The sequence below is a fragment of the Kitasatospora xanthocidica genome (genome assembly GCF_014656195.1).
GTDB classification, from domain to species: Bacteria; Actinomycetota; Actinomycetes; order Streptomycetales; family Streptomycetaceae; genus Kitasatospora; species Kitasatospora xanthocidica.
Window position 1 is genome coordinate 228,139 of record NZ_BNBY01000008.1, and the last position, 23,071, is coordinate 251,209.

Annotated in this window: 17 protein-coding genes; 13 read left to right on the forward strand and 4 right to left on the reverse strand. The window is 73.8% G+C overall.

The genetic code is table 11. The features are described 5' to 3' along the window. Window positions 1–43 precede the first annotated feature (43 nt). From IE332_RS17290 to IE332_RS17325, 8 genes are all read left to right on the forward strand, one after another. Complete coding sequence (locus tag IE332_RS17290; protein ID WP_229928686.1) at window positions 44–2,134, forward strand: molybdopterin oxidoreductase family protein; 2,091 nt, start codon at window positions 44–46, stop codon at window positions 2,132–2,134. Next, the gene (locus IE332_RS17295; protein WP_189917025.1) at window positions 2,131–3,411 is read left to right on the forward strand and encodes an NAD(P)/FAD-dependent oxidoreductase; all 1,281 of its coding nucleotides are present in this window, start codon (window positions 2,131–2,133) and stop codon (window positions 3,409–3,411) included. The genes IE332_RS17290 and IE332_RS17295 overlap by 4 nt, the downstream gene beginning before the upstream one ends. Then, window positions 3,408–6,011, forward strand: coding sequence for a nitrite reductase large subunit NirB (nirB, locus tag IE332_RS17300; RefSeq protein ID WP_268256581.1), 2,604 nt, complete (start codon window positions 3,408–3,410; stop codon window positions 6,009–6,011). The genes IE332_RS17295 and nirB overlap by 4 nt, the downstream gene beginning before the upstream one ends. Next, the gene (gene nirD / locus IE332_RS17305) at window positions 6,008–6,367 is read left to right on the forward strand and encodes a nitrite reductase small subunit NirD (protein ID WP_189917027.1); all 360 of its coding nucleotides are present in this window, start codon (window positions 6,008–6,010) and stop codon (window positions 6,365–6,367) included. The genes nirB and nirD overlap by 4 nt, the downstream gene beginning before the upstream one ends. Continuing rightward, entirely contained in the window at window positions 6,364–7,695 is a 1,332-nt protein-coding gene (locus tag IE332_RS17310) for a nitrate/nitrite transporter (protein WP_189917029.1), read from the forward strand. Before nirD ends, IE332_RS17310 begins: the two co-directional genes overlap by 4 nt. A 197-nt stretch (window positions 7,696–7,892) precedes the next feature. Then, a complete protein-coding gene (locus tag IE332_RS17315; protein WP_189917031.1) occupies window positions 7,893–8,351 on the forward strand; it encodes a hypothetical protein in 459 nt (152 codons plus the stop codon). 192 nt (window positions 8,352–8,543) lie between these two features. Beyond that, entirely contained in the window at window positions 8,544–12,227 is a 3,684-nt protein-coding gene (locus IE332_RS17320) for an HD domain-containing protein (protein ID WP_444542942.1), read from the forward strand. Between the two features lie 91 nt (window positions 12,228–12,318). Continuing rightward, complete coding sequence (locus IE332_RS17325) at window positions 12,319–12,942, forward strand: hypothetical protein (protein WP_189917035.1); 624 nt, start codon at window positions 12,319–12,321, stop codon at window positions 12,940–12,942. Here IE332_RS17325 and IE332_RS17330 read toward each other — a convergent pair. The 3 genes from IE332_RS17330 to kdpB all read right to left on the reverse strand — a co-directional run bounded on the left by IE332_RS17330 (window position 12,930) and on the right by kdpB (window position 16,650). Then, complete coding sequence (locus IE332_RS17330) at window positions 12,930–13,394, reverse strand: hypothetical protein (protein WP_189917037.1); 465 nt, start codon at window positions 13,392–13,394, stop codon at window positions 12,930–12,932. The two genes, IE332_RS17325 and IE332_RS17330, sit on opposite strands and share 13 nt — an antisense overlap. Before the next feature lie 342 nt (window positions 13,395–13,736). Then, window positions 13,737–14,222 (reverse strand): universal stress protein, encoded by a 486-nt coding sequence (locus tag IE332_RS17335; protein ID WP_189917039.1) that lies wholly within the window; start codon window positions 14,220–14,222, stop codon window positions 13,737–13,739. Window positions 14,223–14,439: 217 nt separating this feature from the next. After that, window positions 14,440–16,650, reverse strand: a complete 2,211-nt coding sequence (gene kdpB / locus IE332_RS17340) for a potassium-transporting ATPase subunit KdpB (protein ID WP_189917041.1) — start codon at window positions 16,648–16,650, stop codon at window positions 14,440–14,442. 343 nt (window positions 16,651–16,993) lie between these two features. On the opposite strand from kdpB, the gene IE332_RS17345 reads away from it, so the two are divergent. Beyond that, window positions 16,994–17,173, forward strand: a complete 180-nt coding sequence (locus IE332_RS17345; RefSeq protein ID WP_189917043.1) for a hypothetical protein — start codon at window positions 16,994–16,996, stop codon at window positions 17,171–17,173. A 38-nt stretch (window positions 17,174–17,211) separates the two neighbouring features. Continuing rightward, window positions 17,212–18,588: a diaminopimelate decarboxylase gene (lysA, locus tag IE332_RS17350; RefSeq protein ID WP_189917045.1), complete on the forward strand. Its 1,377-nt coding sequence runs from the start codon at window positions 17,212–17,214 to the stop codon at window positions 18,586–18,588. Window positions 18,589–18,634: 46 nt separating this feature from the next. On the opposite strand, the gene IE332_RS17355 is transcribed toward lysA, so the two are convergent. Next, complete coding sequence (locus IE332_RS17355) at window positions 18,635–19,504, reverse strand: SAM-dependent methyltransferase (protein WP_189917047.1); 870 nt, start codon at window positions 19,502–19,504, stop codon at window positions 18,635–18,637. A gap of 221 nt (window positions 19,505–19,725) precedes the next feature. On the opposite strand from IE332_RS17355, the gene IE332_RS17360 reads away from it, so the two are divergent. From IE332_RS17360 to IE332_RS17370, 3 genes are all read left to right on the forward strand, one after another. After that, window positions 19,726–20,517, forward strand: coding sequence for a DUF2785 domain-containing protein (locus IE332_RS17360; protein WP_189917049.1), 792 nt, complete (start codon window positions 19,726–19,728; stop codon window positions 20,515–20,517). Between the two features lie 276 nt (window positions 20,518–20,793). Further along, on the forward strand, window positions 20,794–21,588 hold the full coding sequence (locus tag IE332_RS17365; RefSeq protein ID WP_189917051.1) for a hypothetical protein: 795 nt from the start codon (window positions 20,794–20,796) through the stop codon (window positions 21,586–21,588). 38 nt (window positions 21,589–21,626) lie between these two features. Then, a complete protein-coding gene (locus IE332_RS17370; RefSeq protein WP_189917053.1) occupies window positions 21,627–22,877 on the forward strand; it encodes a radical SAM protein in 1,251 nt (416 codons plus the stop codon). Window positions 22,878–23,071: the final 194 nt, after the last annotated feature.

A 23,071-nucleotide genomic window follows, 5' to 3' on the forward strand; every position in this document is an offset into this window, starting at 1 on the left:
GGCCACCGACACGCACTGCCCGTACTGCTCGCTGCAGTGCGGCATGCGGCTGGGCGGCCCCACGGCGGACGCCCCGGTCGAGGTGCTGGAGCGCCCGGACTTCCCGGTGAACCGCGGCGCGCTCTGCGGCAAGGGCCGCTCGGCGCCCGCGCTGCTGGCCCGGGACGTCCGGCTGACCGGCCCGCTGCTGCGGGACCGGCCGGGCGGGCCGCTGCGCTCGGCGGGCTGGCCGGAGGCGCTGGACCGGGTGGCCGCGGGGCTGGCCCGGACCCGGGCCGAGCACGGGCCGGACGCGGTGGGCGTGTTCGGCGGCGGCGGGCTCACCAACGAGAAGGCCTACCTGCTGGGCAAGTTCGCCCGGGTGGTGCTGGGCACCGCCAACATCGACTACAACGGCCGGTTCTGCATGTCCTCGGCGGCGGCGGCGCACCGGCGGGCCTTCGGCCTGGACCGCGGGCTGCCGTTCCCGCTCGCCGACGTCCCGCACACCGGCTGCCTGATCCTGGTCGGCGCCAACCCGGCCGAGACGATGCCGCCCGCCGTCCGCTACCTCCGCGAACTGCGGGAGAACGGCGGCAGGTTGATCGTGGTCGACCCGCGCCGTACCCGCACCGCCGAGCTGGCCGACCTGCACCTGCAGCCCCGCCCCGGCGGGGACCTGGCACTGGCCCTCGGCCTGCTCCACCTGGTCGTCGCGGACGGCCTGGTGGACGAGGAGTTCGTCGCCGGGCGCACCACCGGCTTCGAGCGGGCGCGCGAGTCGGCGATGGCCCACTGGCCGGACCGGGTGGAGCGGATCACCGGTGTCCCCGCGCACCGGCTCCGCGAGGCGGCCCGGCTGTTCGGCGAGGCGGAGACCGGCATGGTGCTCACCGCGCGCGGCCCGGAGCAGCAGAGCAAGGGCACCGACACCGTCGGCGCCTGGATCGACCTGTGCCTGGCCACCGGCAAGGCCGGCCGCCCGTACAGCGGTTACGGCTGCCTGACCGGCCAGGGCAACGGGCAGGGCGGGCGCGAGCACGGCCAGAAGGCCGACCAGCTGCCCGGCTACCGCTCGATCGAGGACCCGGCGGCGCGGGAACACGTCGCCGCCGTCTGGGGCGTGCCGGCCGAGAGCCTGCCCGGCCCCGGCAAGTCCGCCTACGAGCTGCTGGACGGCCTCGGCCGCCCCGGCGGCGTCCGGGCCCTGCTGCTGGCCGGCTCCAACCCGGCGGTGTCCGCGCCGAACGCCGGGCACGTCACCGAGCGGCTGCGCGCCCTGGACCTGCTGGTCGTCGCCGACCTGGTGCTCTCCGAGACGGCCCGGCTCGCGGACGTCGTCCTGCCGGTCACCCAGTGGGCCGAGGAGGACGGCACCACCACCAACCTGGAGGGCCGGGTGATCCTGCGCCGCCGGGCCGTCGACCCGCCGGAGGGCGTCCGCAGCGAGCTCTGGGTGCTGCGCGAACTCGCCGCCCGGCTCGGGGCACCGGCGGGGCGCCAGGCCGACGGCTTCCCGGTCGAAGGCTCGGCGGCCGACGGCTTCCCGGTCGAGCCCGAGCGGGTCTTCGACGAGCTGCGGCGCGCCTCGGCGGGCGGCGACGCCGACTACGCGGGCGTCAGCTACGCCCGGATCGCCGCCGAGGACGGGGTGTTCTGGCCCTGCCCGTCCGAGGACCACCCCGGCACGCCCCGGCTGTTCCTGGACCGCTTCGCCACCCCGGACGGCCGGGCCCGCTTCGCCGCCGTCACCCACCGCCCGGCCGGCGAGGAACCGGACGAGGCGTACCCGCTGTACCTGACCACCGGCCGGGTGCTCGCCCAGTACCAGAGCGGCGCGCAGACCCGCCGGGTCGCCGAGCTCAACGCGGCCGCGCCCGGCCCGTTCGTCGAGCTGCACCCGAGGCTCGCCGAGCGGCTCGGGATCGCGGAAGGCCAGCCGGTCGCCGTCACCAGCCGGCGCGGCCGGGCCGTCGCCCCGGCGCGGGTCACCGACGCGATCCGGCCGGACACCGTCTTCATGCCCTTCCACTGGTCCGGCGCCGGCCGGGCCAACAGCCTCACCAACCCGGCGCTGGACCCGGTGTCGCGGATGCCGGAGTTCAAGCTCTGCGCGGTGCGGGTGGAGCCCGCCCAGAAGGAGGCCACGCCATGACCCCGAGGATCGCCGTGGTCGGCGGCGGCATGGCGGCCGCCCGGTTCGCCGAGCGCTACGGGGCGCTCGGCGGGCCCGGCACGGTCACCGTGTACGGCGCCGAACCGCGCGCCCCGTACAACCGGGTGCTGCTCGCCGAGGTGCTGACCGGGCGCTACGACGCGGAGTCGATCGCCCTGCCGCTCGGCGGGGCGACGGCCCGGCCCGGCTGCGAGGTCGTGGCGATCGACCCGGCCGCCCGGACCCTGCGGCTCGCGGACGGCGGCGTCGAGGAGTGGGACGAACTGGTCCTCGCCACCGGCGCCAACCCGGTCCTGCCGCCGGTGCGCGGACTGCGCCGGGCCGACGGGTACGGCCTGATCGAGGGCGTGCACACGCTGCGCACCCTGGAGGACTGCGCCCGGCTCGCCGAGGAGGCCGTCGGCGCCGAACGGGCCGTGGTGATCGGCGGCGGGGTGCTCGGGGTGAGCGCCGCCCGGGCGCTGGCCGCGCTCGGTGTCCGTACCGAGATCGTCCACCAGGCACCGCATCTGATCGAACGCCAACTCGACGACGAGGCGGCGGTGGTGCTGCGCGAGCGGCTCCGGGCGCTCGGCGTCGAGTGCTACACCGGCAACCGGGCCCGCGCCGTGCACGGCGGCACGGGGGTGCCCGCCCCCAGCCTGACGGCCGGGAGGTACCCCCAGGCCGAAGGCGGGGGGAGGGTCGGCGCCGTCGAGCTCGCCAACGGCTACCGGCTCGACTGCGACCTGGTCGTGCTGGCCTGCGGCACCCGGCCGCGCACCGCGCTCGCCCACGCCGCCGGACTGCCCGTGGCCACCGGCGTCCTGGTCGACGACGGCCTGGCGGCCGCCCCCGGCGTGTCCGCGATCGGGGACTGCGCCGAACACCGCGGCACCGTCCACGGTCTGGCCGGCCCCGCCTGGGAGCAGGCCGACGTGCTCGCCCGCCGGCTCTCCGGCGCCGAACCGGGCGCCCGCTACCCCGGCACCCGCCCGCGTGCCCGGCTCAGCACCGGCGGCCTGGAGTACGCGGCCTTCGGCACCGTGGACGAGACCCTCGACCCGGGCCTCGACGTCCTGCGGCTCACCGACGCCACCCGCGGCAGCTACAAGAAGCTCCTCCTGCGCGGCGACCGCCTGGTCGGCGCCATCCTGCTCGGCGACCTGGCCACCGTGGACGCGCTGGCCGGCGCCTTCGCCGACGGCGGTGCGCTCGCCGGCCACCCCCTGCACCTGCTCACCCAAGGAACCGTGATGACTGGAGACGTGCGTTGACCACAGACGACCGCAGCATTCGAGACCTCGTCCTGGTCGGCCACGGCATGGTCGGCCAGCGCTTCCTGGAGGCCTGGACCGAGCAGCCGGCCGCGCGCGACTGGCGGGTGACGGTGCTCGCCGAGGAGCCCCGGCCCGCCTACGACCGGGTCCACCTGAGCGCCCTGTTCTCCGGCAGCACCGCGGAGGACCTGACGCTCTGCCCGTCCGGCTTCCTCGCCGAGCACGGCATCGACCTGCGGCTGGGCGACCCGGCCACCGCGATCGACCGCGAACGGCGGCTGGTGGCCACCCGGTCCGGCGCCGAAGTCCGGTACGACGTCCTGGTGCTGGCCACCGGCTCGGTGCCCTTCGTCCCGCCGGTGCCCGGCACGGACGCGCCCGGCTGCCACGTCTACCGCACCATCGAGGATGTCGACGCGATTCGCGCCCAGGCCGGGACCGCCCGGACGGGCGTGGTCGTCGGCGGCGGACTGCTCGGCCTGGAGGCCGCCGGCGCCCTGCGGGCCGGCGGACTGGACACCCACGTCGTGGAGTTCGCGCCCCGGCTGATGGCCGTCCAGGTGGACGACGGCGGCGGCGCGGCGCTGCGCCGCAAGATCGAGGAGCTCGGCGTCACCGTCCACACCAGCGCCGGCGCCAGCGGTGTGCTCACCGGCCCGGACGGCGCCGTCCGCGGCCTCGCCCTCGCCGACGGCCGCGAACTGGCGGCCGACCTGGTGGTGTTCTCGGCCGGCGTGCGCGCCCGCGACCAGCTCGCCCGGGACTGCGGACTGCCGGTCGGCCCGCGCGGCGGTGTCGTGGTCGACGCGCACTGCCGTACCGAGGACCCGGCGGTCCTCGCCGTCGGCGAATGCGCCCAGGCCGTCGACGGCCGGGTCTACGGACTGGTCGCCCCCGGCTACCAGATGGCCGAGACGGCGGCCCGCACCCTCGCCGAGCTCGCGGGCTCCGGTCCCACCGGCGCAGGCTTCGTCGGCGCCGACACCTCCACCAAGCTCAAGCTGCTCGGCGTGGACGTCGCCAGCTTCGGCGACCCGCACGGCACCGCCGACGGCGCCCTCGACGTGCTCTACAGCGACAGCCGCAGCGGCGTCTACCGCAAGCTCGTCATCGGCGCCGACGGCGCGCTGCTGGGCGGAGTCCTGGTCGGCGACACCGAGGGCTACGGCGCCCTGCGCCCGCTCGCCGTCGGCGGCAAGCCGCTCACCGTCGCCCCCGAACAGCTGGTGCTGCCCGCCGGGTTCGCCTCCGCCGGACCGGTCGCGCTGCCCGACGACGCCGTGCTCTGCTCCTGCCACAACGTCACCCAGGGCGCGGTGCGCGCCGCCGTCCGCGAGCAGGGCGCCGACAGCGTCGCCGCCGTCAAGAAGTGCACCCGGGCCGGCACCGGCTGCGGCAGCTGCCTCAAGCAGCTCGGCACCGTCGTCACCGAGGAGCTGGAGGCCGCCGGGGTCAGCACCGCCAAGGGCCTGTGCGAGCACTTCGGCCACACCCGCGCCGAGTTGTACGAGATCGTCCGGGTCACCGGCCTGGCGAGCTTCTCCGAACTGCTCGCCAGGCACGGCAACGGCGGCGAGGGCTGCGAGATCTGCAAGCCGACCGTCGCCTCCGTCCTGGCCAGCCTCGGCAACGGCCACATCCTGGACGGCGAGCAGGGCGCCCTGCAGGACTCCAACGACCACTTCCTGGCCAACCTGCAGCGCAACGGCTCCTACTCGGTCGTGCCCCGGGTGCCCGGCGGCGAGATCACCCCCGAGGGCCTGATCACGATCGGCGAGATCGCCCGCGACCACGGCCTCTACACCAAGATCACCGGCGGCCAGCGGATCGACATGTTCGGCGCGACCGTCGACCAACTGCCGGTCATCTGGCGCAAGCTGGTCGACGCCGGGTTCGAGTCCGGACACGCCTACGGCAAGTCGCTGCGCACCGTGAAGTCCTGCGTCGGCGAGACCTGGTGCCGCTTCGGCGTCCAGGACTCCACCGCCCTCGCCATCGAACTCGAGCTGCGCTACCGGGGGTTGCGCTCCCCGCACAAGCTCAAGGCCGCCGTCTCCGGCTGCGCCCGCGAATGCGCGGAGGCGCAGAGCAAGGACTTCGGCATCATCGCCACCTCGGCCGGCTGGAACCTGTACGTCGGCGGCAACGGCGGCATGACCCCGCGCCACGCCGACCTGCTCGCCGCCGACCTCGACCGCGAGACCCTCATCCGCACCATCGACCGCTACCTCATGTTCTACATCCGCACCGCCGACCGGCTGGAGCGCACCTCGGTCTGGCTGGAACGGCTGGAAGGCGGCCTGGACCACCTGCGGGCCGTCGTGCTGGACGACTCGCTCGGCATCGCCGCCGAGCTGGACGAACTGATGGACCGTCATATCGGCGGCTACCGGGACGAATGGGCCGAGACGCTGGCCGACCCCGACCGGATGCGGCGCTTCGCCTCCTTCGTCAACGCCCCCGGCACCCCCGACCCCGCCGTGACCTTCGTCCCCGAACGCGGCCAGATCCGCCCCGCCCGCCCCGGCGAGGCCGGCCACACCCTCGACTCCCCGGTGCTCGTCGCCGGGGCCCGACTGGAGGTGCTCACCCCGTGACCGTACAGATCCACGACGGGACCAGCTGGCGGACCGTCTGCGCCCTCACCGACCTCGAACCCGGCCGCGGCGTCGCGGTGCTGCTCCCCGACAGCGAACAGGTCGCGCTCTTCCGCGACCGCGCCGGCGAGCTCTACGCCGTCGACAACCTCGACCCGTTCAGCCGCGCCCCCGTCCTCTCCCGCGGCCTGCTCGGCAACCGCGGCGACCGGCCCACCCTCATCTCGCCCATGTACAAGCAGGTCTACGACCTCACCGACGGCCGCTGCCTGGACGAGGACACCGCCCCCGACGGCGCCCCCGCCGTCCTGCGGCGCTGGCCGGTGCGGGTCCACACCGAGGAGCGTGCCGCATGACCACCGTCCTCGACACCAGAACGCCCGCCCCGCTCGCCGGATGGGACCCGGAGGACGAGGAGTTCTGGGAGCGCTCCGGCGCCCGGATCGCCCGCCGCAACCTGGTGTTCTCCGTGCTCTCCGAGCACATCGGCTTCTCCGTCTGGAGCCTCTGGTCGGTGCTCGTCCTCTTCCTCGGGCCCCAGTACCACATCGACACCGCGGGCAAGTTCACCCTCACCGCCCTCCCCACCGCGCTCGGCGCCACCCTGCGGCTGCCGTACACCTTCGCCGTCGCCCGCTTCGGCGGACGCAACTGGACGGTGATCAGCGCCCTGCTGCTGCTCCTCCCCACCGGGCTCGCGGCCCTCGTGCTGGAACCCGGCGTCTCCTACGGGACCCTGCTGGCCGTCGCCTGCGTGGCCGGCGTCGGCGGCGGCAACTTCGCCTCCTCGATGGCCAACATCAACGCCTTCTACCCGCACCGGCTCAAGGGCTGGGCGCTCGGCATCAACGCGGGCGGCGGCAACCTCGGCGTACCGGCCGTCCAACTCCTCGGGCTGCTGGTCCTGGCCACCGCCGGGGCCGCCCACCCCCGGCTGCTGCCGCTGCTCTACCTGCCGCTGATCGTGCTCGCGGCGGTCGGGGCGTGGTGGCGGATGGACAACCTGGCGACGACCGGCCCCGGCGAGGGGAAGGCGCTGCGCGAGGTGGCCCGCGACCCGTACGGCTGGGCCGTCTCCACGCTGTACATCGGGACGTTCGGCTCCTTCATCGGCTTCGGCTTCGCCTTCGGGCAGGTGCTCCAGGTGCAGTTCCACGAGCGCTTCGACACCCCGGTCAAGGCGGCCGCGCTCACCTTCCTCGGACCGCTCCTCGGCTCGCTGCTGCGACCGGTCGGCGGGCGGCTCGCGGACCGGTACGGCGGGGCGGCGGTCACGCTGTGCACCTTCCTCGGGATGGGGGCCGGGACGGCGGTGGTGCTGGTCGCCTCGCGGGCGGGCTCGTTCCCGCTGTTCCTCGGCGGATTCATCGCCCTGTTCGTGCTCAGCGGCATCGGCAACGGCTCGACCTACAAGATGATCCCGGCGCACTACCAGGCCGTCGCCCGGGCGGCGGTCGCGGCCGGCGCCGAACCGGCGGCCGCCGAGGCCGACTCCCGCCGCCGCTCCGCCGCGCTGATCGGGCTCGCGGGGGCGATCGGGGCCTTCGGCGGGGTGCTGGTGAACCTGGCCTTCCGGCAGTCCTTCCTCGCCAGCCACAACGGGGACGCGGCGTACCTCGGGTTCCTGGGGGCGTACCTGCTCTGCTCGGTGCTGACCTGGGCGGTCTGGCTCCGGCGGCGGTGAGAGCGGCGGTGACGCCCGGGCCGGCGCGGCGGTGAGAGCGACGGTGACACCCGGGCCGGTGCGGCGGTGCGCCGGTGAGAGCGGCGGGCGTCGGGCCGTTGGGCCGTTGGTATGACGGGCGGACGGCCCCGGCGCGCGCCGCTCCGGCCGGACGGTTAGCGTCGGCCGCAACACGTCCTCAGCCCCGGGAGGTTGCAGTGCAACGGTGGATCATCCTGACGGTCGTCACCACGGCCCTCACCGGCCTCGCCGCACCCGCCCGGGCCGCCCAGGAGGTCGCCGACCCGGCGCCCGCCACCACCGTCGTCACCCTCGACAACGCCACCATCGACCCGAAGATCCCCAGCCGCGTCCGGGTCGACGTCAGCTACCTCTGCTCGGTCGCCGACGACGCCCGCTCGCTCACCGTCTCCGTCGAACAGAAGGACCCGGAGGACACCTCCTCCGTCGCCTTCGGCTCCAGCCGCACCGCCGAAGCCGACGTGCTCTGCGACGGCACCCAGCAGCACCGGCGGATCGTCGTCCAGTCCAAGACCATCAACTGGATCCCCGACGCCGACGCCGTCCTCACCGCCATGGTCTCCAACATCGGCGCCACCCCCCAGGCCGCCGCCGACGCCAAGCGCGCCAAGCTCGTCACCGGCCCCGCGAGCTGAACCACGCTTGCCCTACGCGCTTGCCCTACGCTCGTGCCCTGCACTCGGGGAGGGGCGCGAACGGTGACCGACGGCTCGAACACGATCAACAACAGCACCGTGAACGGGAGTTCCGTCCAGGCCGGGTACATCGAGAACCTGTACCTGGACGGACGGCGTCCACCGGCCGGCCCGGACGAGGACGACCCCTGGGTGCGGAACGCCGCCGCGTCACGCGCCTGGCAGCACATCCGGGCCGACCGGGACACCGAGCCGTACCGCGGGGCGGCCCTCGCCGCCGTCCGCGAACTTGCCCGGCTGCGGGACGCGGTGGACCTGGCCGACGACCCCTGGCAGGACCCCGGCATCGCGCTCCGCTTCGCCGACCGGCTCGGCTGGCTCCTCGGCGACCGCCCCCTCGGCCTCTACCCGGCCGAGGCCGCGCTGCTGGCGGTCACCCCCTTCCTCTACCGGGTCCGCACCCTGCGCCTCGCCGCCGACCGCACCGGCGTCCGCCCCACCGACCTGCTGCCCGCACCGGCCCCCGACGCCCACCGGGCGGCCTACGAGCAGTTCACCGAGTCCTACGACCTGCTCACCCACCGCGCCCGCACCCGGCCCACGTCGGCCGCCCCGCTCGGCTGGTGGCTCTACCACCGCTGGCTCGACCAGCACGAGGACCTCGCCGACCCGGACGCCGTCCGCGAACTCCTCGACGCACTGCCGGCCCTCACCGAACTCGGCGAAACCTTCTCACCGAAGCGCGTCAGCGCCCTCCTGCACGGCCTCCGCCGGGGCCCCGACGTCACCAACCACGACTACCTGGCCGGTCTCAGCACCGACGACCACCTCCGAGCCCCCGGCGAACAACAGGTCCGCGAACGGCGGTTGGCCCTCCTCCTCGCCCTCGCCCACGGCACCGCCATCGAAACCACCGCCCTCCCCGACATCGTCGCCGAACACCTCGGCATCCCCCACGAAGTCGACCTCACCGCCCTGCGCCGCACCCTCGACGAGGCCGTCTGGGGCGGCTCCTACGACCTGCCCGTCCTGCGCGCCGAATGCCACCACGAGGCCGTCGTCGAAGGCCTCCGCGAATACACCGCCCGCGCCGACGAACTCCTCCACGCCGTCCGCCGCGAACTCACCGACCACCCCCTCCCCACCCGCCTCACCTCCGACGAAGCCGCCCCCGCCACCGGCGCCTTCACCGGCTGGGCGAGGTTCCGCCTGGACGAACGACGCGTCCGCAGCCTGCTGATGGGCGTCGAGCTCTACCGCGACCGCGACCTGGCCATCCGGGAGCTCTACCAGAACGCCCTCGACGCCTGCCGCTACCGCCGCGCACGCACCGAATACCTGGACCGCACCAACACCGTCGGAGCCACCTTCAGCTACGAAGGCCGCATCGAGTTCCGCCAAGGTGTGGACGAGAACGGCCGCGCCTACCTGGAATGCCGGGACAACGGCGTCGGCATGGGCGAGGCGGAGTTGAGAGGCGTCTTCTCCAACGCCGGCGCCCGCTTCGCCGAGCAGCTGGACTTCAAGCTGGAACGCGCCGAATGGCGAAAGGCCGACCCACCCGTCGAGCTGTACCCCAACAGCCGCTTCGGCATCGGCGTACTCAGCTACTTCATGCTCGCCGACGAGATCCGGGTGACCACCTGCCGGATGGACGCCACCGGCCGGCGGGGCCCGCTGCTCGAAGTCTCCATCTACGGCCCCAGCCACCTCTTCCGCATCGTCGAACGCGAGGACACCTGCCGGAAGCCCGGCACCACCGTGCGCCTGTACCTGCGCGACGACATCGAACCGGCGGAGTCCTGGTCGGCCGTCGGTGTCCTCGAACGCCTCCTGGGCATCGCGGAGTTCCCGACTTCGGCGGTGCACGGCGACCGGGCAGCGCACTGGGATCCCGGGGTCCTCCGCTCGCGGAAGGCTCCGCAGGGCGAGGCCTTCGGGTTTGACGCCGGGGGAGGGACGACATCGTGGCTCGCCGCGCCGAAGGGGGCGCAGGTGACGTGGTGCGAACGCGGTGGCGCGTTGCTGGTGGACGGACTGGTGGTCGAGCCGGAGGTCGTCCGCGGAGTGATCTCGCCCAGCGGGCTGTCCGGCGCGGTGGTGAACCTCTCCGGAAGACTGGCACCGGGGAAGCTGTCGGTGGACCGCCGCCGCGTCATCAGCGATGTGTCGGAGACCGTCCGGGAACTGCTCGAAGAGGCGGTGGGCGAGTTCGTGAGCTGTGAGTCGGCCGTACTCACGATGGACTGGCTCCACCGGGTGACGGACAGGAACTACGATTTCGCCGATCTGGTGGCCGCCGAATGCGCCCGACAGGGCCGACGGTTCGAATTTCGCGAGGTCGAATACGACACCCGCCGCACGGGATTGTTCCTGGCCGATGATCGGATCCTCAAGTCGCTCGAAGCCCCGGATGCCTATGTTCCGGGGCAGGTGGACGGAGACCCGCTCGATCACGTTCTGCTGTGGCGGATCATGGCTCACGGAAGGGAGTCGCTGTTCCCGGAACTGGGCGATCTCTGTCCGGAGCTGCTCGTGTCCGGGAAGGTACGGACCGCGATGCCGTCTGACATCGCGGTCCTGGCGGAGCGTGACCATCGATTCAGCACTCGATCGTGGCGGAGTCGGACACATCTGAGGGGCGAGTGGATCTCCGGGCTTTCCCAGGAACTCGGCATCACGCCGGAGAGTGCCCGTGTCCGGGCCACTGCTCTGGGGGTTCCGCCTGGCGGCCGTCGAGGCCACATGGTCGGACAGGAGCATGACCGCTCGCCGGCGGTCGTCAATGACCTGCTGGTCATCGCCGATTTGCGCGGGGTCTCGGCGGCAACGGCGGCAGAGTTCTGGACTGGTCTGGGCCGAGAGGTCGCCCGCGAGGTGGTCGATCTCGCGATCGCCGTCGACACCAACCCCGTCTTTCTCTGGCGCCGGTCCGGCAAGGGAGCCTTGTGGGGTGGGCCGCACCCGGGAGGCGATGTCGCGCCGGGGCATCTGGCCAAGGCCAGTCGCCTGCTCGGGCTTTCGGTCGATCGGGTCTGTGCGGTCATGATGGACCACGGCCTCACGGCGGACTCGACGGGCCTGCCGCCCTTCCCCTCCGAGGAGACCGTGGTGCTGTTGAGCTGCTACCTCAACGGCTCCACCCCGTGGCTGGATCGGTCGGAACCGGTCCCGGCGGAGCATCTGCTGCGCGCGGCGCGAGACCTGGGGGCGACGGTGGAACGAGTGGCACAGGTCCTTCGGACCGCCGGATTCCGTGTGCCGCCCTTCCCGGAAGACGCTCATGTCGCGGACTTGGAGCTGTTCCTGAAGCGACCGTCCCAGTGGCCTGCGACTGACCTGACCTTCGAACAGCTCTTTGACCTGGTGAAGTCGAGGAGATCCACGCTGCGCGAGGTGATCGAGCGCTACCGGGCCTACGGAGTGGAGATTCCGATCCACCTGCCGGAAAGGCTCACTCGACGAGACGAAGAGCTCTTCTCGTCCGGCGGCGCGATGAACTGGGACCGCCTGACGGTGAGCGCGCCCGTGCCCTTCGCCCGGTTGATCGCGGCGGCCCGTATGCTTCGACGGCCCCCCGGGGAGCTGGCGCGCCACTTGAGGACGCGCGGACTCGTACCGTCCAGTGACGACCTTCCGGCCGAACTCACCCTGGACCAGGCGGTCGAGCTCCTGAACCGCAACGGGGTCGCGTCGATCGCACTGAGCTGGATGGAGGAGATCGTCCTGGTCGACCTGCTGAAGCTGTCGCTGAGGACGGGACACTCGATGGCGCAGATCGCCGCGTGGTACCGGGAGTGGGGCATGGACGTGCCCGATGTCGGCGAGGTGATCCGGGCCGCGCTGGCGCGGGTGCCGATGGCGGGCCCCTCGTAGGTGTGAATCCGCCGCTCACCAGGGGTGCTGTGGTGCCGTGCGATGTTCTACAGTGCTGTAGAACTGAACGACCGGCGAACGGGGACGCACCATGCACAAGCCGCTTCGGCTGCCGCAGCAGGATCGGGCCGACTTCGAGACGGAGCTCGGGCGGGCGCTCGGTGCGCCGGAGGTGCGGGCGGCGCTGCGGGAGGGTGGCGGCGAGGCGGGCGGGGTGGAGTGGCTGCGGCGGGCGGCGCGGGAGAACGCGGAGTTCGTGCTGGCCGCGGCGGCGCCGGAGTACGAGCGGTACGCGGCGCTGCGGGCCGACGCGGACGCGGTGGCGCGGCTGCCGGTGGATGTGCCGGCGCGGGAGCGGGCGTCGGGGTGGTGGGGGGTGCTGGGGGTGGTGGTGCCGATCGTCGCCGGGGTGGCGGCGGGAGTCTTCCTGCTGGCGGGCTGGCTGCTGGACCTGGTGGAGGACCTGGACGTGTTGGCGCACGCGCTGCTGAGCGCGGGGTGGGTGGCGGCCGGGGTGGCCGCGGTGAGTCTGCTGGTGGGTGGGGCGGGGTTGCTGGGCGCGGCGGCCCGCTCGTCGGCGGCGGTGGGCGTGGAGGCGGACGGGCCGGGGGAGTTGGCCCGGGCGCGGGCGGCCTGGCGGGCGGCGTTGGCGGAGCGCGGGCTGCTGCCGTACCTGGTGGCGCAGGCGAACGCGGCGGCCGGTCAGCGGGGTTGATCGAGGTTCGGGGTGCGGGCGGCGTCGACGAGGAGCTGGGCAGCGTCGAGGGGGATGGCGAGGCGGCGGGCGATCCAGGGGGCGGGGCGGCCGGCCCGGGCGAGCATCCAGGCGGAGTACAACTGGCCCAGCTGGGGCGCTCCCTGGGCGAGCAGGAGGGGGCGGACGGCTTCCATCGGGAAGCCTTCGAGGGCACGGGCGCTGTACTCCCGGCCGTTGGGGCCGGCGGGTGGCAGGGGGAGCGGGCGGCGGGCGTCGAGCCAGCGGGTGAGGAGGACGGCGCCGACGACGAGGAGGCCGGTGCCGGAGGCGCCGATGAGGATTCCGCCGATGACGGGGCGGTCGTCCTCCTTGGCCATGCCGAGGGCGATCTCCTCCAGGACGAGCAGGCCGAGCACGGTGAGCAGCACCGCCGCTTCGCCGGGGCGAGGACGGGGCCGGGACGTCGACATGCGGAACCTCTTCCTCGGCGGGCTGACCGGGGCGTTCGGGCGGGCGCGGCGATTCACCTCCCGTACAACGGCGGTGGGCGGCGCGGGGCACGCTCGGGCGGGCCTGGTGGTGAAGCGCCGGACTCGCGTTGACGTACCGTCATGGTCCTTGTGTCGTCGGCGGGTTGATCGTAAGGGTGGATGCTTCGGTGGGGCGGGGAGCTCTGCTGCGGGCCTCGGGCCAGGCCAGCCCGGGCCCACCGAGCTCGACGGGCTCGACGGCGATGTCGAAGGAGCGGAGCCCGGCCGCACCGGAGGCGCCCCGAGGCCGGGCGGACGGGTGGCCGGGCGGCCGGGCGGGCGTCAGCGGGCCAGGAGCGGCAGCGGGGCGCCGGTGCGGGCCGGGAGTTCGAGGCGGGTGAGCAGCGCGGAGGGCGAGACCTCGACCACGCGGCAGCCGGCCCGGTGGCGGCAGTGGCGGGCGACGGAGCCGTGGCGCAGCCGGTCGAAGCGGCGGCGGGTGGCGGCGCCGAGGACGAGCAGGTCGTCGGGGCCGCTGACGGCGCCGACGAGGGCGGGTCCGGGGTCGGCGTCGACCACCAGCGGGTGGATGACCAGGCCGGACGGGTAGCCGCCGTAGGCCTGCTCGAAGGCGATGTCGAGCCGGCGTCGGGCGGCGTGCTCCAGTTCGGAGCGCGGGCGCAGTCCGTCGCGCTCGCCGGCGGTCCAGGCGGCCACGGGCACCAGCACCGCCTGGTGCCGGGCCGCCTCGCCGACGGCGTGGTAGAGGGCGGCCAGACTGCTCAGTGATCCGCTCAGGCCGACGATCACTCGGGTGGTCCCGGTCATGGCCGTTCGCCTCCGTCTCTCCGGATCGGCTCCGGTGGGGTGGCCCGCGGGTTGGTCCGTCGGGGTGGCCCGGTGGGGTTCTCCGGTTCGGTACTCCTCGCTTCGGATGACTCCAGTGAACCCCGGAACGACCTGCTCCGTACCGGCGCTGACACCACCATGACGCGGGTCGCACCCATCTTGACGGCCTCCTGACGGGTGGGCCGGCCGGGTGGCCTCAGCCGAGCCCCGGGACGAACTGGATCAGCAGGTCGATGGCCTTGATGCCGAGGAAGGGCAGGATCAGCCCGCCCAGTCCGTAGACCCGCAGGTTGCGGCGGAGCAGGTCGGTGGCGGAGGCGGGCTGGTAGCGGACGCCGCGCAGGGCGAGCGGGATCAGCGCGATGATGATCAGGGCGTTGAAGATGATCGCGGAGGCGATCGCCGAGGTGGGGCTGTGCAGTTCCATGATGTTGAGGTGGTGCAGTCCGGGGTAGGCGCCCGCGAACATCGCGGGGATGATCGCGAAGAACTTGGCGACGTCGTTGGTGATCGAGAAGGTGGTCAACGCTCCCCGGGTGATGAGGAGTTGCTTGCCGACCCGGACGATGTCGATGAGCTTGGCCGGGTTGGAGTCGAGGTCGACCATGTTGCCGGCCTCCTTGGCGGCGGGGGTGCCGGAGTTCATGGCGACGCCGACGTCGGCCTGGGCGAGGGCGGGTGCGTCGTTGGTGCCGTCGCCGGTCATCGCGACCATGTTCCCGGCGGCCTGCTCGCGCCGCAGGTGGGCGAGCTTGTCCTCGGGGGTGGCCTCGGCGAGGAAGTCGTCCACGCCGGCCTCCTCGGCGATGGCCTTGGCGGTGAGCGGGTTGTCGCCGGTGACCATGACCGTGCGGATGCCCATCCGGCGCAGCTCGGCGAAGCGTTCGGCGATGCCCTCCTTCACCACGTCCTTGAGTTCGACCACGCCGAGCGCGCGGGCGCCGTGGCGGTCGTGGACGGCGACCAGCAGCGGGGTGCCGCCGGCCGCGGCGATCCGGTCGACCAGCGGTTCGGCCTCGGCGGGCAGCCGTCCGCCGGATTCGGCCACCCAGCGGGCGACGGCGCTCGCGGCGCCCTTGCGGATCAGACAGCCGGTGCCGTCGGGCCAGTGCAGGTCGACGCCGCTCATCCGGCTGTGCGCGGTGAACGGGACGGGCCGCTGCTCGCCGAGCTCGCCGGGGGAGCGCGGCGGCACCCAGTACTGACGGTTCGTCAGTTCGACGAGTGAGCGGCCCTCCGGCGTCCCGTCCGCGACGGAGGCCAACTGGGCGGCCTCGGCGAGCTGTTCGGTGGTGGCGCCGGGCAGCGGGTGCAGGGCGACGGCCCGACGGTTGCCGTGGGTGATGGTGCCGGTCTTGTCGAGCAGCAGCACGTCGACGTCCCCGGCGGCCTCCACGGCGCGGCCGGAGAGGGCGATCACGTTGCGCTGGACCAGGCGGTCCATGCCGGCGATGCCGATCGCGGAGAGCAGCGCGCCGATCGTGGTCGGGATGAGCGCGACCATCAACGCGACCAGCACGACGGTGGTCTGGGGCGCGCCGGCGTAGATGGCCATCGGCTGGAGGGAGACCACGGACAGCAGGAAGACGATGGTGAGCGAGGCGAGCAGGATGTTGAGCGCGACCTCGTTCGGGGTCTTCTGCCGGTCGGCGCCCTCGACCAGGGTGATCATCCGGTCGATGAAGCTCTGGCCGGGGCGGGAGGTGACGCGGACGACCAGGTGGTCGGAGAGCACCCTGGTGCCGCCGGTGACGGCGGTGCGGTCGCCGCCGGACTCGCGGATGACGGGCGCGGACTCCCCGGTGATGGCGGACTCGTCGACGGAGGCGACGCCTTCGACCACCTCGCCGTCCTGGGGGACGACCTCGCCCGCCGGCACCAGCACGATGTCGTGCAGCAGCAACTGCGCTGCGGGGACGGTCTCGTGGCGGTGGTCGCGGGTACCGACCCGCCAGTGCGGCAGCCGCCGGGCGGTGGTGCCGGCCTGGGCGCGGCGCAGCGAGTCGGCCTGGGCCTTGCCGCGGGCCTCGGCGACGGCCTCGGCCAGGTTGGCGAACAGCACGGTCAGCCAGAGCCAGAAGGAGATCACCCAGGCGAAGACACTCGGATGGACGACCGCGGTGAGGGTGGTGAGCGCCGAGCCGGTCTCGACCACCAGCATCACCGGATTGCGCGCCATGACCCGCGGGTGGAGCTTGCGGACGGCGGCGGGCAGAGCCTCGGCGAGCTGTCGGCGGGTGACGAGCCGGCGGCGCCCCGTCGGGCCGGTGGGCCGGTGGCCGGGGTGGTGCGGCGGCTGCCCGGGTGCGGGGGCCGGGGCCGGGGCCGGGCGGCGGAACAGGTTCTGCTGCCGGCTGGTGGCGGCAGGGCTGGTGGTGTCCGGGGTGGTGAGGGCCGAACGGCGCATCGTCTCGGGGGACCTTCCGGGCCGCCCGGTCGGACGGGGCGGCGGTTCGGGGAGCGACGGGGGACGGCGGACAGCCCACCACCGGTGTCCCGCGCGCCATGCCGTTCTTGACACGGGCTTGGCGGCGGAACGGCCGTCCTTGACACCTCCCTGACACCGCGCCCGGGCCGCCGTCAGGGGGGCGTCAAGGTCGGCGGCGGGGGCGTAGGTCCTGCGTCAAGGGCGGGTGCGGTGGGTGTGCGGAGGGTCTCCACTGGAGGGGGCCGGGCGTACGACGCCAGCTGTGCGGCCGCAAGACGCGAGCCGCCCGGCCGTACGGCCCACCACTCGAAGGGACCCCGCCATGACCACCGCCACCCTCGTCATCGACGTCGACCGGCCGCCGGCGCGCACCGTCCGCCTGGTGCCGGCCACCGGGCGCCGGGACCGGCCCGAGCCGCCGGAACCGGCCCCGGCCGCCGAGGCCGACCGCGCCCGCACCCGCCCGGCGAACTGCCGCTTCGCGATGCACTACGAGGACTGACCGGCCGCCACCCGAACCCACCCGACAGGAGCATCCCCATGACCCAGCTCACCGCCCCACCCGTCACCTCCCCGACGGCCACGCCCGCCGACGCCCCCGCCGACGCCCCCGCCGACGCGCTCGGCGGCCCCTGGCCGGCTTCGGCGCGGCCCGGCCGGGGAGCCGACCTGCTGGTCGGCGGGGTCGGACTGGCCGAGGCCGCCGAGCGGTTCGGCACCCCGCTGTACGTGCTGGACGAGGGCGAGGTGCGGGCCAGGGCCCGGGCGTACCGGCGGGCGCTGCCGCACGCCGAGGTGCTGTACGCGGCCAAGGCCTTCCTGTGCAGTGCGATGGCCGACTGGGTGGAGCAGGAGGGCCTGGGCCTGGACGTGTGCTCCTCGGGCGAGCTGTGGCTGGCGGTCTCGGCGGGCTTCCCGGCGCGGCGGATCCTGCTGCACGGCAACGCCAAGTCCCCGGAGGACCTGCGGCTCGCCCGGCGGCTGAGGGTCGGCCGGATCGTCATCGACGGCCCGGCCGAGATCGCCCGGCTGGCCGCGCTGGTGGCCGCCGACACCCCGCAGCGGGTGCTGGTGCGGGTCGTCCCGGGGATCGCGGCCGGGCACCACGCGGCGGTGCGGACCGGGGTCGGCGGTCAGAAGTTCGGCTTCCCGATCGAGGGCGGGGACGCGGCCGACGCGATCGCCCGGGTGCTCGACCAGCCCGGTCTGGAACTCGCCGGTCTGCACTGCCACCTGGGCTCGCAGATCACCGAGGTGGAGCCGTACCTGCGGGCGGTGGACGCGTTGGTGCGGCTGCTGGCCGAGGTGCGCGAGCGGCACGGCGTGGAACTGCCCGAGCTGGACCTCGGCGGCGGCCACGGCATCCGCTACCTGCCCGGGGACGCGGAGTTGGACCCGGCCGAGTTCGCCGTCCGGGTGACCGACCGGGTGGCGGTGCGCTGCGCGGAGGCCGGACTGGAGGTGCCGCGGCTGCTGGTGGAACCGGGCCGCGCGATCGCCGGGCCGGCCGCGGTGGCGGTGTACCGGGTGCTGTCGGTCAAGCACACCGCCGACGGCCGCTGCTTCGTCGCGGTGGACGGCGGCATGAGCGACAACCCGCGTCCGGCGCTGTACGGATCCCCGTACACGGTACGGCTGGTGGGCCGCCGCTCGGAGGCGGGCGCGGTCCGCGCGGACGTGGTCGGACGGCACTGCGAGGCCGGCGACGTGCTGGTGCGCGACGCCGTGCTGCCCGCCGACGTCCGGCCGGGGGACCTGCTGGCGGTCCCGGCGGCCGGCGCGTACCAGCTGTCGATGGCCTCCGGGTACAACCTGGTCGGCCGTCCGGCGGTGGTGGCGGTGCGCGACGGCCGGGCCCGGCTGCTGATCCGGCGGGAGACGGTCGAGGACTTCCGGCTGCGCGAGGTCGGACGCTGAAGCGGCTCAGCGCTTCAGCGCTTCAGCGCTTCAGCGCCTCACGGCTTCACGGCTTGATGGCGACGCCCGCGTAGAAGGAGACCTGTGCGTCGGTGACGCCGGCGGGGAGCAGCCCGTCGGTGGGGGTTTCGGTGTCGTCGTGGCTCCAGCGGTGGGCGGGGACGATACCGGGGCCGAGGAGATCGAGGCCGTCGAAGAAGGTGGCGAACTCGGCCTTGGGGCGCAGCCGGAGGGAGGTGCCGGCCTGGTTGTAGATCTCCTCCACCCTGGAGGCGCCGGACGGGTCGAGTTCGGCGGTGGCGTGGGAGAGGACCAGCGCGGAGCCGGCCGGCAGGGGAGCCAGGAGGTGCTTGACGATGGCGTGGGCGGCGTCGAGGTCGGGGACGAAGTGGAGCAGGGCCACCATCGAGAGGACCACGGGCTGCGTCAGGTCGAGGGTCTGCGCGACCTGGGGGGTGGCCAGGATCGCGGCCGGGTCGTGGACGTCGCCGTGGACGTAGGCGGTGCGGCCCTGGGGGGTGCTGGTCATCAGCGCGCGGGAGTGGGCCAGGACGACGGGGTCGTTGTCGGCGTAGACCACGCGGGCCCGCGGTTCCACGGCCTGGGCGACCTCGTGGAGGTTCGGAGAGGTGGGGATGCCGGTGCCGATGTCCAGCCACTGGCGCAGGCCGCGTCGGGCCAGGGCCCGGGTGGCGCGGTGCATGAAGGTGCGGTTGGCGTGGACGGCGGTGCGCATGGTGGGGAACACGGTCAGGACGCGTTCGGCGGCCTCCCGGTCGACCGCGAAGTTGTCCTTGCCGCCGAGGAAGTAGTCGTACATCCGGGCGCTGTGCGGTATGTCCTGACGTATGTTCAGTGCGGCCGATTCGGTGGACCCGAACTGGACGGCCGTCACCAAGGTCTCGTCGGTGCTCATTCCGTACTCCCTCATCGGTGATCATGCCAGGGCTCGCCGCATTGTAGCCAGCTGCCGGCCCGGCCGACGTCACCGTCCCGCTGCCACTGTCGTGGGCGGACGGTGAACAGTTCGACCATCCGCTCCTCCACGCGGCGCACCGCCCAGGTGGTTGCTGCGCCCCGCCCGGAAGCGGGGAAAAGCGGGTGAACGGGCGTGGCGCCGTCGGTAGGGTCCCGCCCGTGACGGACTGGCTGGAGATCTACGAGAGCGACTGCGCCCTTCCCCCGGGGCGCCGGCTGGACGACCTGGTCGCGGAGCTGGCGCGGGCCCTGGGGGACCCGGACCCGGAGATCAGGGACGGCTACCCGTACGCGGTGCTGGCGACCTGGATCGAGCGCGGGGTGATCGACCGCGACCGGCGCCTGGCGCTCGGCGACCTGATGGCCGATCGGTTCACCGATCCGCGGACCGAGGCCAGGACCTTCGCCGCGCTCGTCCTGGAGATGATCGTGCGCGGGGGCGACCTCCGGCCCGGCTGGGTCGAGGCCTTCGCCGCCTGGTACCGCTCGGAGACCGACCTGCGGGGCCACGACGCCGCGCTCGGCTGGCTGCACGCCGTGGCGCACGGCGCGGACCTGCTGGGGACGTGTGGCCTGCGGCCCGAGGTCGATGCCGAAGCGCTGCTCGCGCTCGCCGCCGAGCGGCTGCTGGCCCCGACCGACTACCTGTTCGCCGAGCGGGAGGACGACCGGCTCGCCAAGGCCGTCGGTCTCGTCCTCACTCGGGGCGACCTGACGGCGGAGCAGTCGATTGGATGGCTGTCGCCGATCGGATCCGCGCTCGCCCCGCACGAGCGAGGGCCGATGCCGGCCTGGGCCTCCAACACCGTACGCACCCTCCGCGCCCTGTACCTCGCCGCGGACCTCGGCGTCTCTGCGCGGCGCGACGGCCACCGCGCCCCGCTCGCCCACGGCGAAGCGGTCAAGGCTCGGCTGGCCGAGGTGCTGGCCCCGGTGTTCCCGTACTCCTGACCCGTCCGGACGGATCTCCCGAGGATCTTCCGACGCGATATCGGACGAATCGCGGGGTTCGTCATCCGACGGAGCGTCAGGAGGTGGCAGGAAGGCGCCAGAAGACGTCGGGAAGTCGGTGCGAACGCGACCACTTCGTGGGCGATCGCTGTTAGGCTGCGCGCCTGAATCCCAACTCACCGGGATTCCAGCAGATTTGGACGAGGGCGTGAACACCCTCCCGCCGGGCGGGATCGGCTGGGGCGGGCCCGCACCAGCCGACACCCGAGGAGCCAGGTGAAACCCGAAGAGCTGCCCCTGCTGTTCCAGGTGCTGGCCCACGAGTTCACGGACGTGACCGGCATGTCGGTGGCGGCGACCGGCTCGCTGGCCAGGGGCGATCACCGCACCGGGCCCGGCGGCGAGATCGTCTCCAACCTCGACCTGGTCCACGTGGTGGCCGACCGGGCCGACGTGCCGGAGGCCCGCGCGGTGGTCGGCCGGGTGATGCAGCGGATATCCGACGCCTTCCGGATCGAGACGACGTCCACCATCGCCGTGCTCCCGGCGTTCCGGTCCGCCGGGCACGCCCACTACCGGAGGAGCATGCGGCCCGAGTGGTTCTGCGACGGCCTCGGACTCGGGCCGGCGGCCTTCGATCCCCCCGGCCGCGAGGACGGCGGCCCGCTCGCGGCCCTGGCCTGGGCGCTGCAGCCGGTGCCGTACTACCTGGCGAAGGCCACCGCACTGGACCCGCCGACCAACCTGGCCAAGGCCCGGAGGCACGCGCGGCGGCTGGCCGACCGCTTCGGCCTGACGGAGGTGCGGGACGGCCTGGACGACCTCCCGCGCGCCCTGCGCGAGGTGATCGCCGGACACGGTCTGACCCCGCTCGACTCCACCGCCCGATACCTGGACACCCCGACCCACCCGGCCATCGCGCAGCTCGTGCGGGACGCGGTGTTCGTCGAGGCCATGGGCCTGGTGTCCGCGGATTCGATGATCGTCATGCTGCCCTCCGTACGGCAGCCCGCACGCTCACGGCCCTCCGCCGCACTGTCCGCCGTATCGCTGTCCGCCGTCCCGAACTGACCGGCACCTCCCCGAACCCACCGACTGGAGAGCGCCGCATGTCCACCCGGCAGCACGTGGAGATCCTGCCCCCGCACCCGCTGCGGGCCGGCTACGACCGGGCCCTGGAACGCGGGTCGATCGCCGACCGCTTCCAACGGCGCCTGGAGCCCGCCAACTTCAACCCCGGCTACCTCGGCGATCTGACGGCGCGGGTCGAACGGGCGCTGCGCCTGGACCCGTCGGACGAGACCATGCGCTGGCGCCTGGCGTTCCTCCTACTCCAGAACAACGCCACCGCGGCGGCCGTCGAGCGGGCCGGGGAGCTGCTGGCCGGTGCCACCCTCCCGCAGGCCGGGCGGCTGGCCCGGCTGGTGGCCGGGATCCGGGGCCGGGCCGACCGGCCGCGGACCGGCCGTCGGGTCAGACGGGTCAACTGGTCGATCAACAACCGCTGTCCGATGTCCTGCCAGGGCTGCTACAACCCGTTCGCCGCGGAGCAGATCGACCTCGCCCAGGCCGAGCTGATCGTCGGGAAGCTGGCCGCGCACGGGACCAGCGACCTGGTGCTGGCCGGTGGGGACCCGCTGCTGTGGCCGCCGGTCTTCGACGTGGTCGACCGGGCCGTCGCCGCCGGGCTCAAGGTGGGCCTGGACACCACCGGTTACACGCTCACCGCGGCGAAGCTCGCCCGTCTGCGCGGGCTGTCCTCGCTGCGGCTGCCGCTGGACGCCGTCACCCGGGACGTGCAGCGGGCCTTCCGCCGCAGCCCGGACCACCGGCTGCTGGACGCCCTGCTGGAGTCCCTCGCCCTGTGCGACGCCGAGGGCTTCGACCGGGTGCGGGTGCACACCGTGGCGAGCGCCGCGAACCTGCGTCAACTGCCGGAGCTCGCCGAGGAGGTGCTGTCCCACCCCTCGGTGGCCCAGTGGGTGATCTTCCAGTGGTGGGGCCGCCGGGCGTCGCCGGAGACGGTCCGCCGGCTCGGGGTGGAGGTGGAGGCCGTCCGCGAGGTGGTGGCCGGGATCCGGCGCGACCACCCGGACCGGGAGATCCACCTCGCGGAGAGCGGCGAGCGGGAGCTGCTGAACTGGATGATCCAGTCGAGCGGACAGGTCGTCACCTTCGGCTCGGGCGCGGAGGAGGAGTTCATCCTGGGCAACCTGCTGACCGACGAGGTCGAGGAGATCCTGACCCATCCGATCCTGGACTTCGAGGCGATGGCCCGCGGGATCCCGGTCACCCCGGGAACCGTGTTCGGCCCGCCGGACGGCGCACCCGACGGCGCACCGGACGTCCCGCACGGCTGATAACGGAACGGTTGCGGAGCCCGTCCTTCCCCCGCTCGGGTCTTGACGGCACGGGGAGGGCGGGCGTTTGCTGTGTCCCGCTCGTTGGAACCTGTTCGGTTCTGGTTTGTTTTGTGTATTTGAACGTTCAAAACACCCGGACGGGCACCCATCCCCCACCCCCTTCAGCCTCCACCCTCCAGCGCCGCCCCACC

What these genes read in the sequence shown, in the direction of transcription:
- lysA (WP_189917045.1), top strand. Translation starts at nt 17,212, where the DNA reads ATGACCCAGCTCACCGCCCCACCCGTCACCTCCCCGACGGCCACGCCC.
- kdpB (WP_189917041.1), bottom strand. Translation starts at nt 16,650, where the DNA reads ATGCGCCGTTCGGCCCTCACCACCCCGGACACCACCAGCCCTGCCGCC.
- IE332_RS17325 (WP_189917035.1), top strand. Translation starts at nt 12,319, where the DNA reads ATGCACAAGCCGCTTCGGCTGCCGCAGCAGGATCGGGCCGACTTCGAG.
- IE332_RS17370 (WP_189917053.1), top strand. Translation starts at nt 21,627, where the DNA reads ATGTCCACCCGGCAGCACGTGGAGATCCTGCCCCCGCACCCGCTGCGG.
- IE332_RS17335 (WP_189917039.1), bottom strand. Translation starts at nt 14,222, where the DNA reads ATGACCGGGACCACCCGAGTGATCGTCGGCCTGAGCGGATCACTGAGC.
- IE332_RS17295 (WP_189917025.1), top strand. Translation starts at nt 2,131, where the DNA reads ATGACCCCGAGGATCGCCGTGGTCGGCGGCGGCATGGCGGCCGCCCGG.
- IE332_RS17310 (WP_189917029.1), top strand. Translation starts at nt 6,364, where the DNA reads ATGACCACCGTCCTCGACACCAGAACGCCCGCCCCGCTCGCCGGATGG.
- IE332_RS17330 (WP_189917037.1), bottom strand. Translation starts at nt 13,394, where the DNA reads ATGTCGACGTCCCGGCCCCGTCCTCGCCCCGGCGAAGCGGCGGTGCTG.
- IE332_RS17290 (WP_229928686.1), top strand. Translation starts at nt 44, where the DNA reads ATGCGGCTGGGCGGCCCCACGGCGGACGCCCCGGTCGAGGTGCTGGAG.
- IE332_RS17355 (WP_189917047.1), bottom strand. Translation starts at nt 19,504, where the DNA reads ATGAGCACCGACGAGACCTTGGTGACGGCCGTCCAGTTCGGGTCCACC.
- IE332_RS17345 (WP_189917043.1), top strand. Translation starts at nt 16,994, where the DNA reads ATGACCACCGCCACCCTCGTCATCGACGTCGACCGGCCGCCGGCGCGC.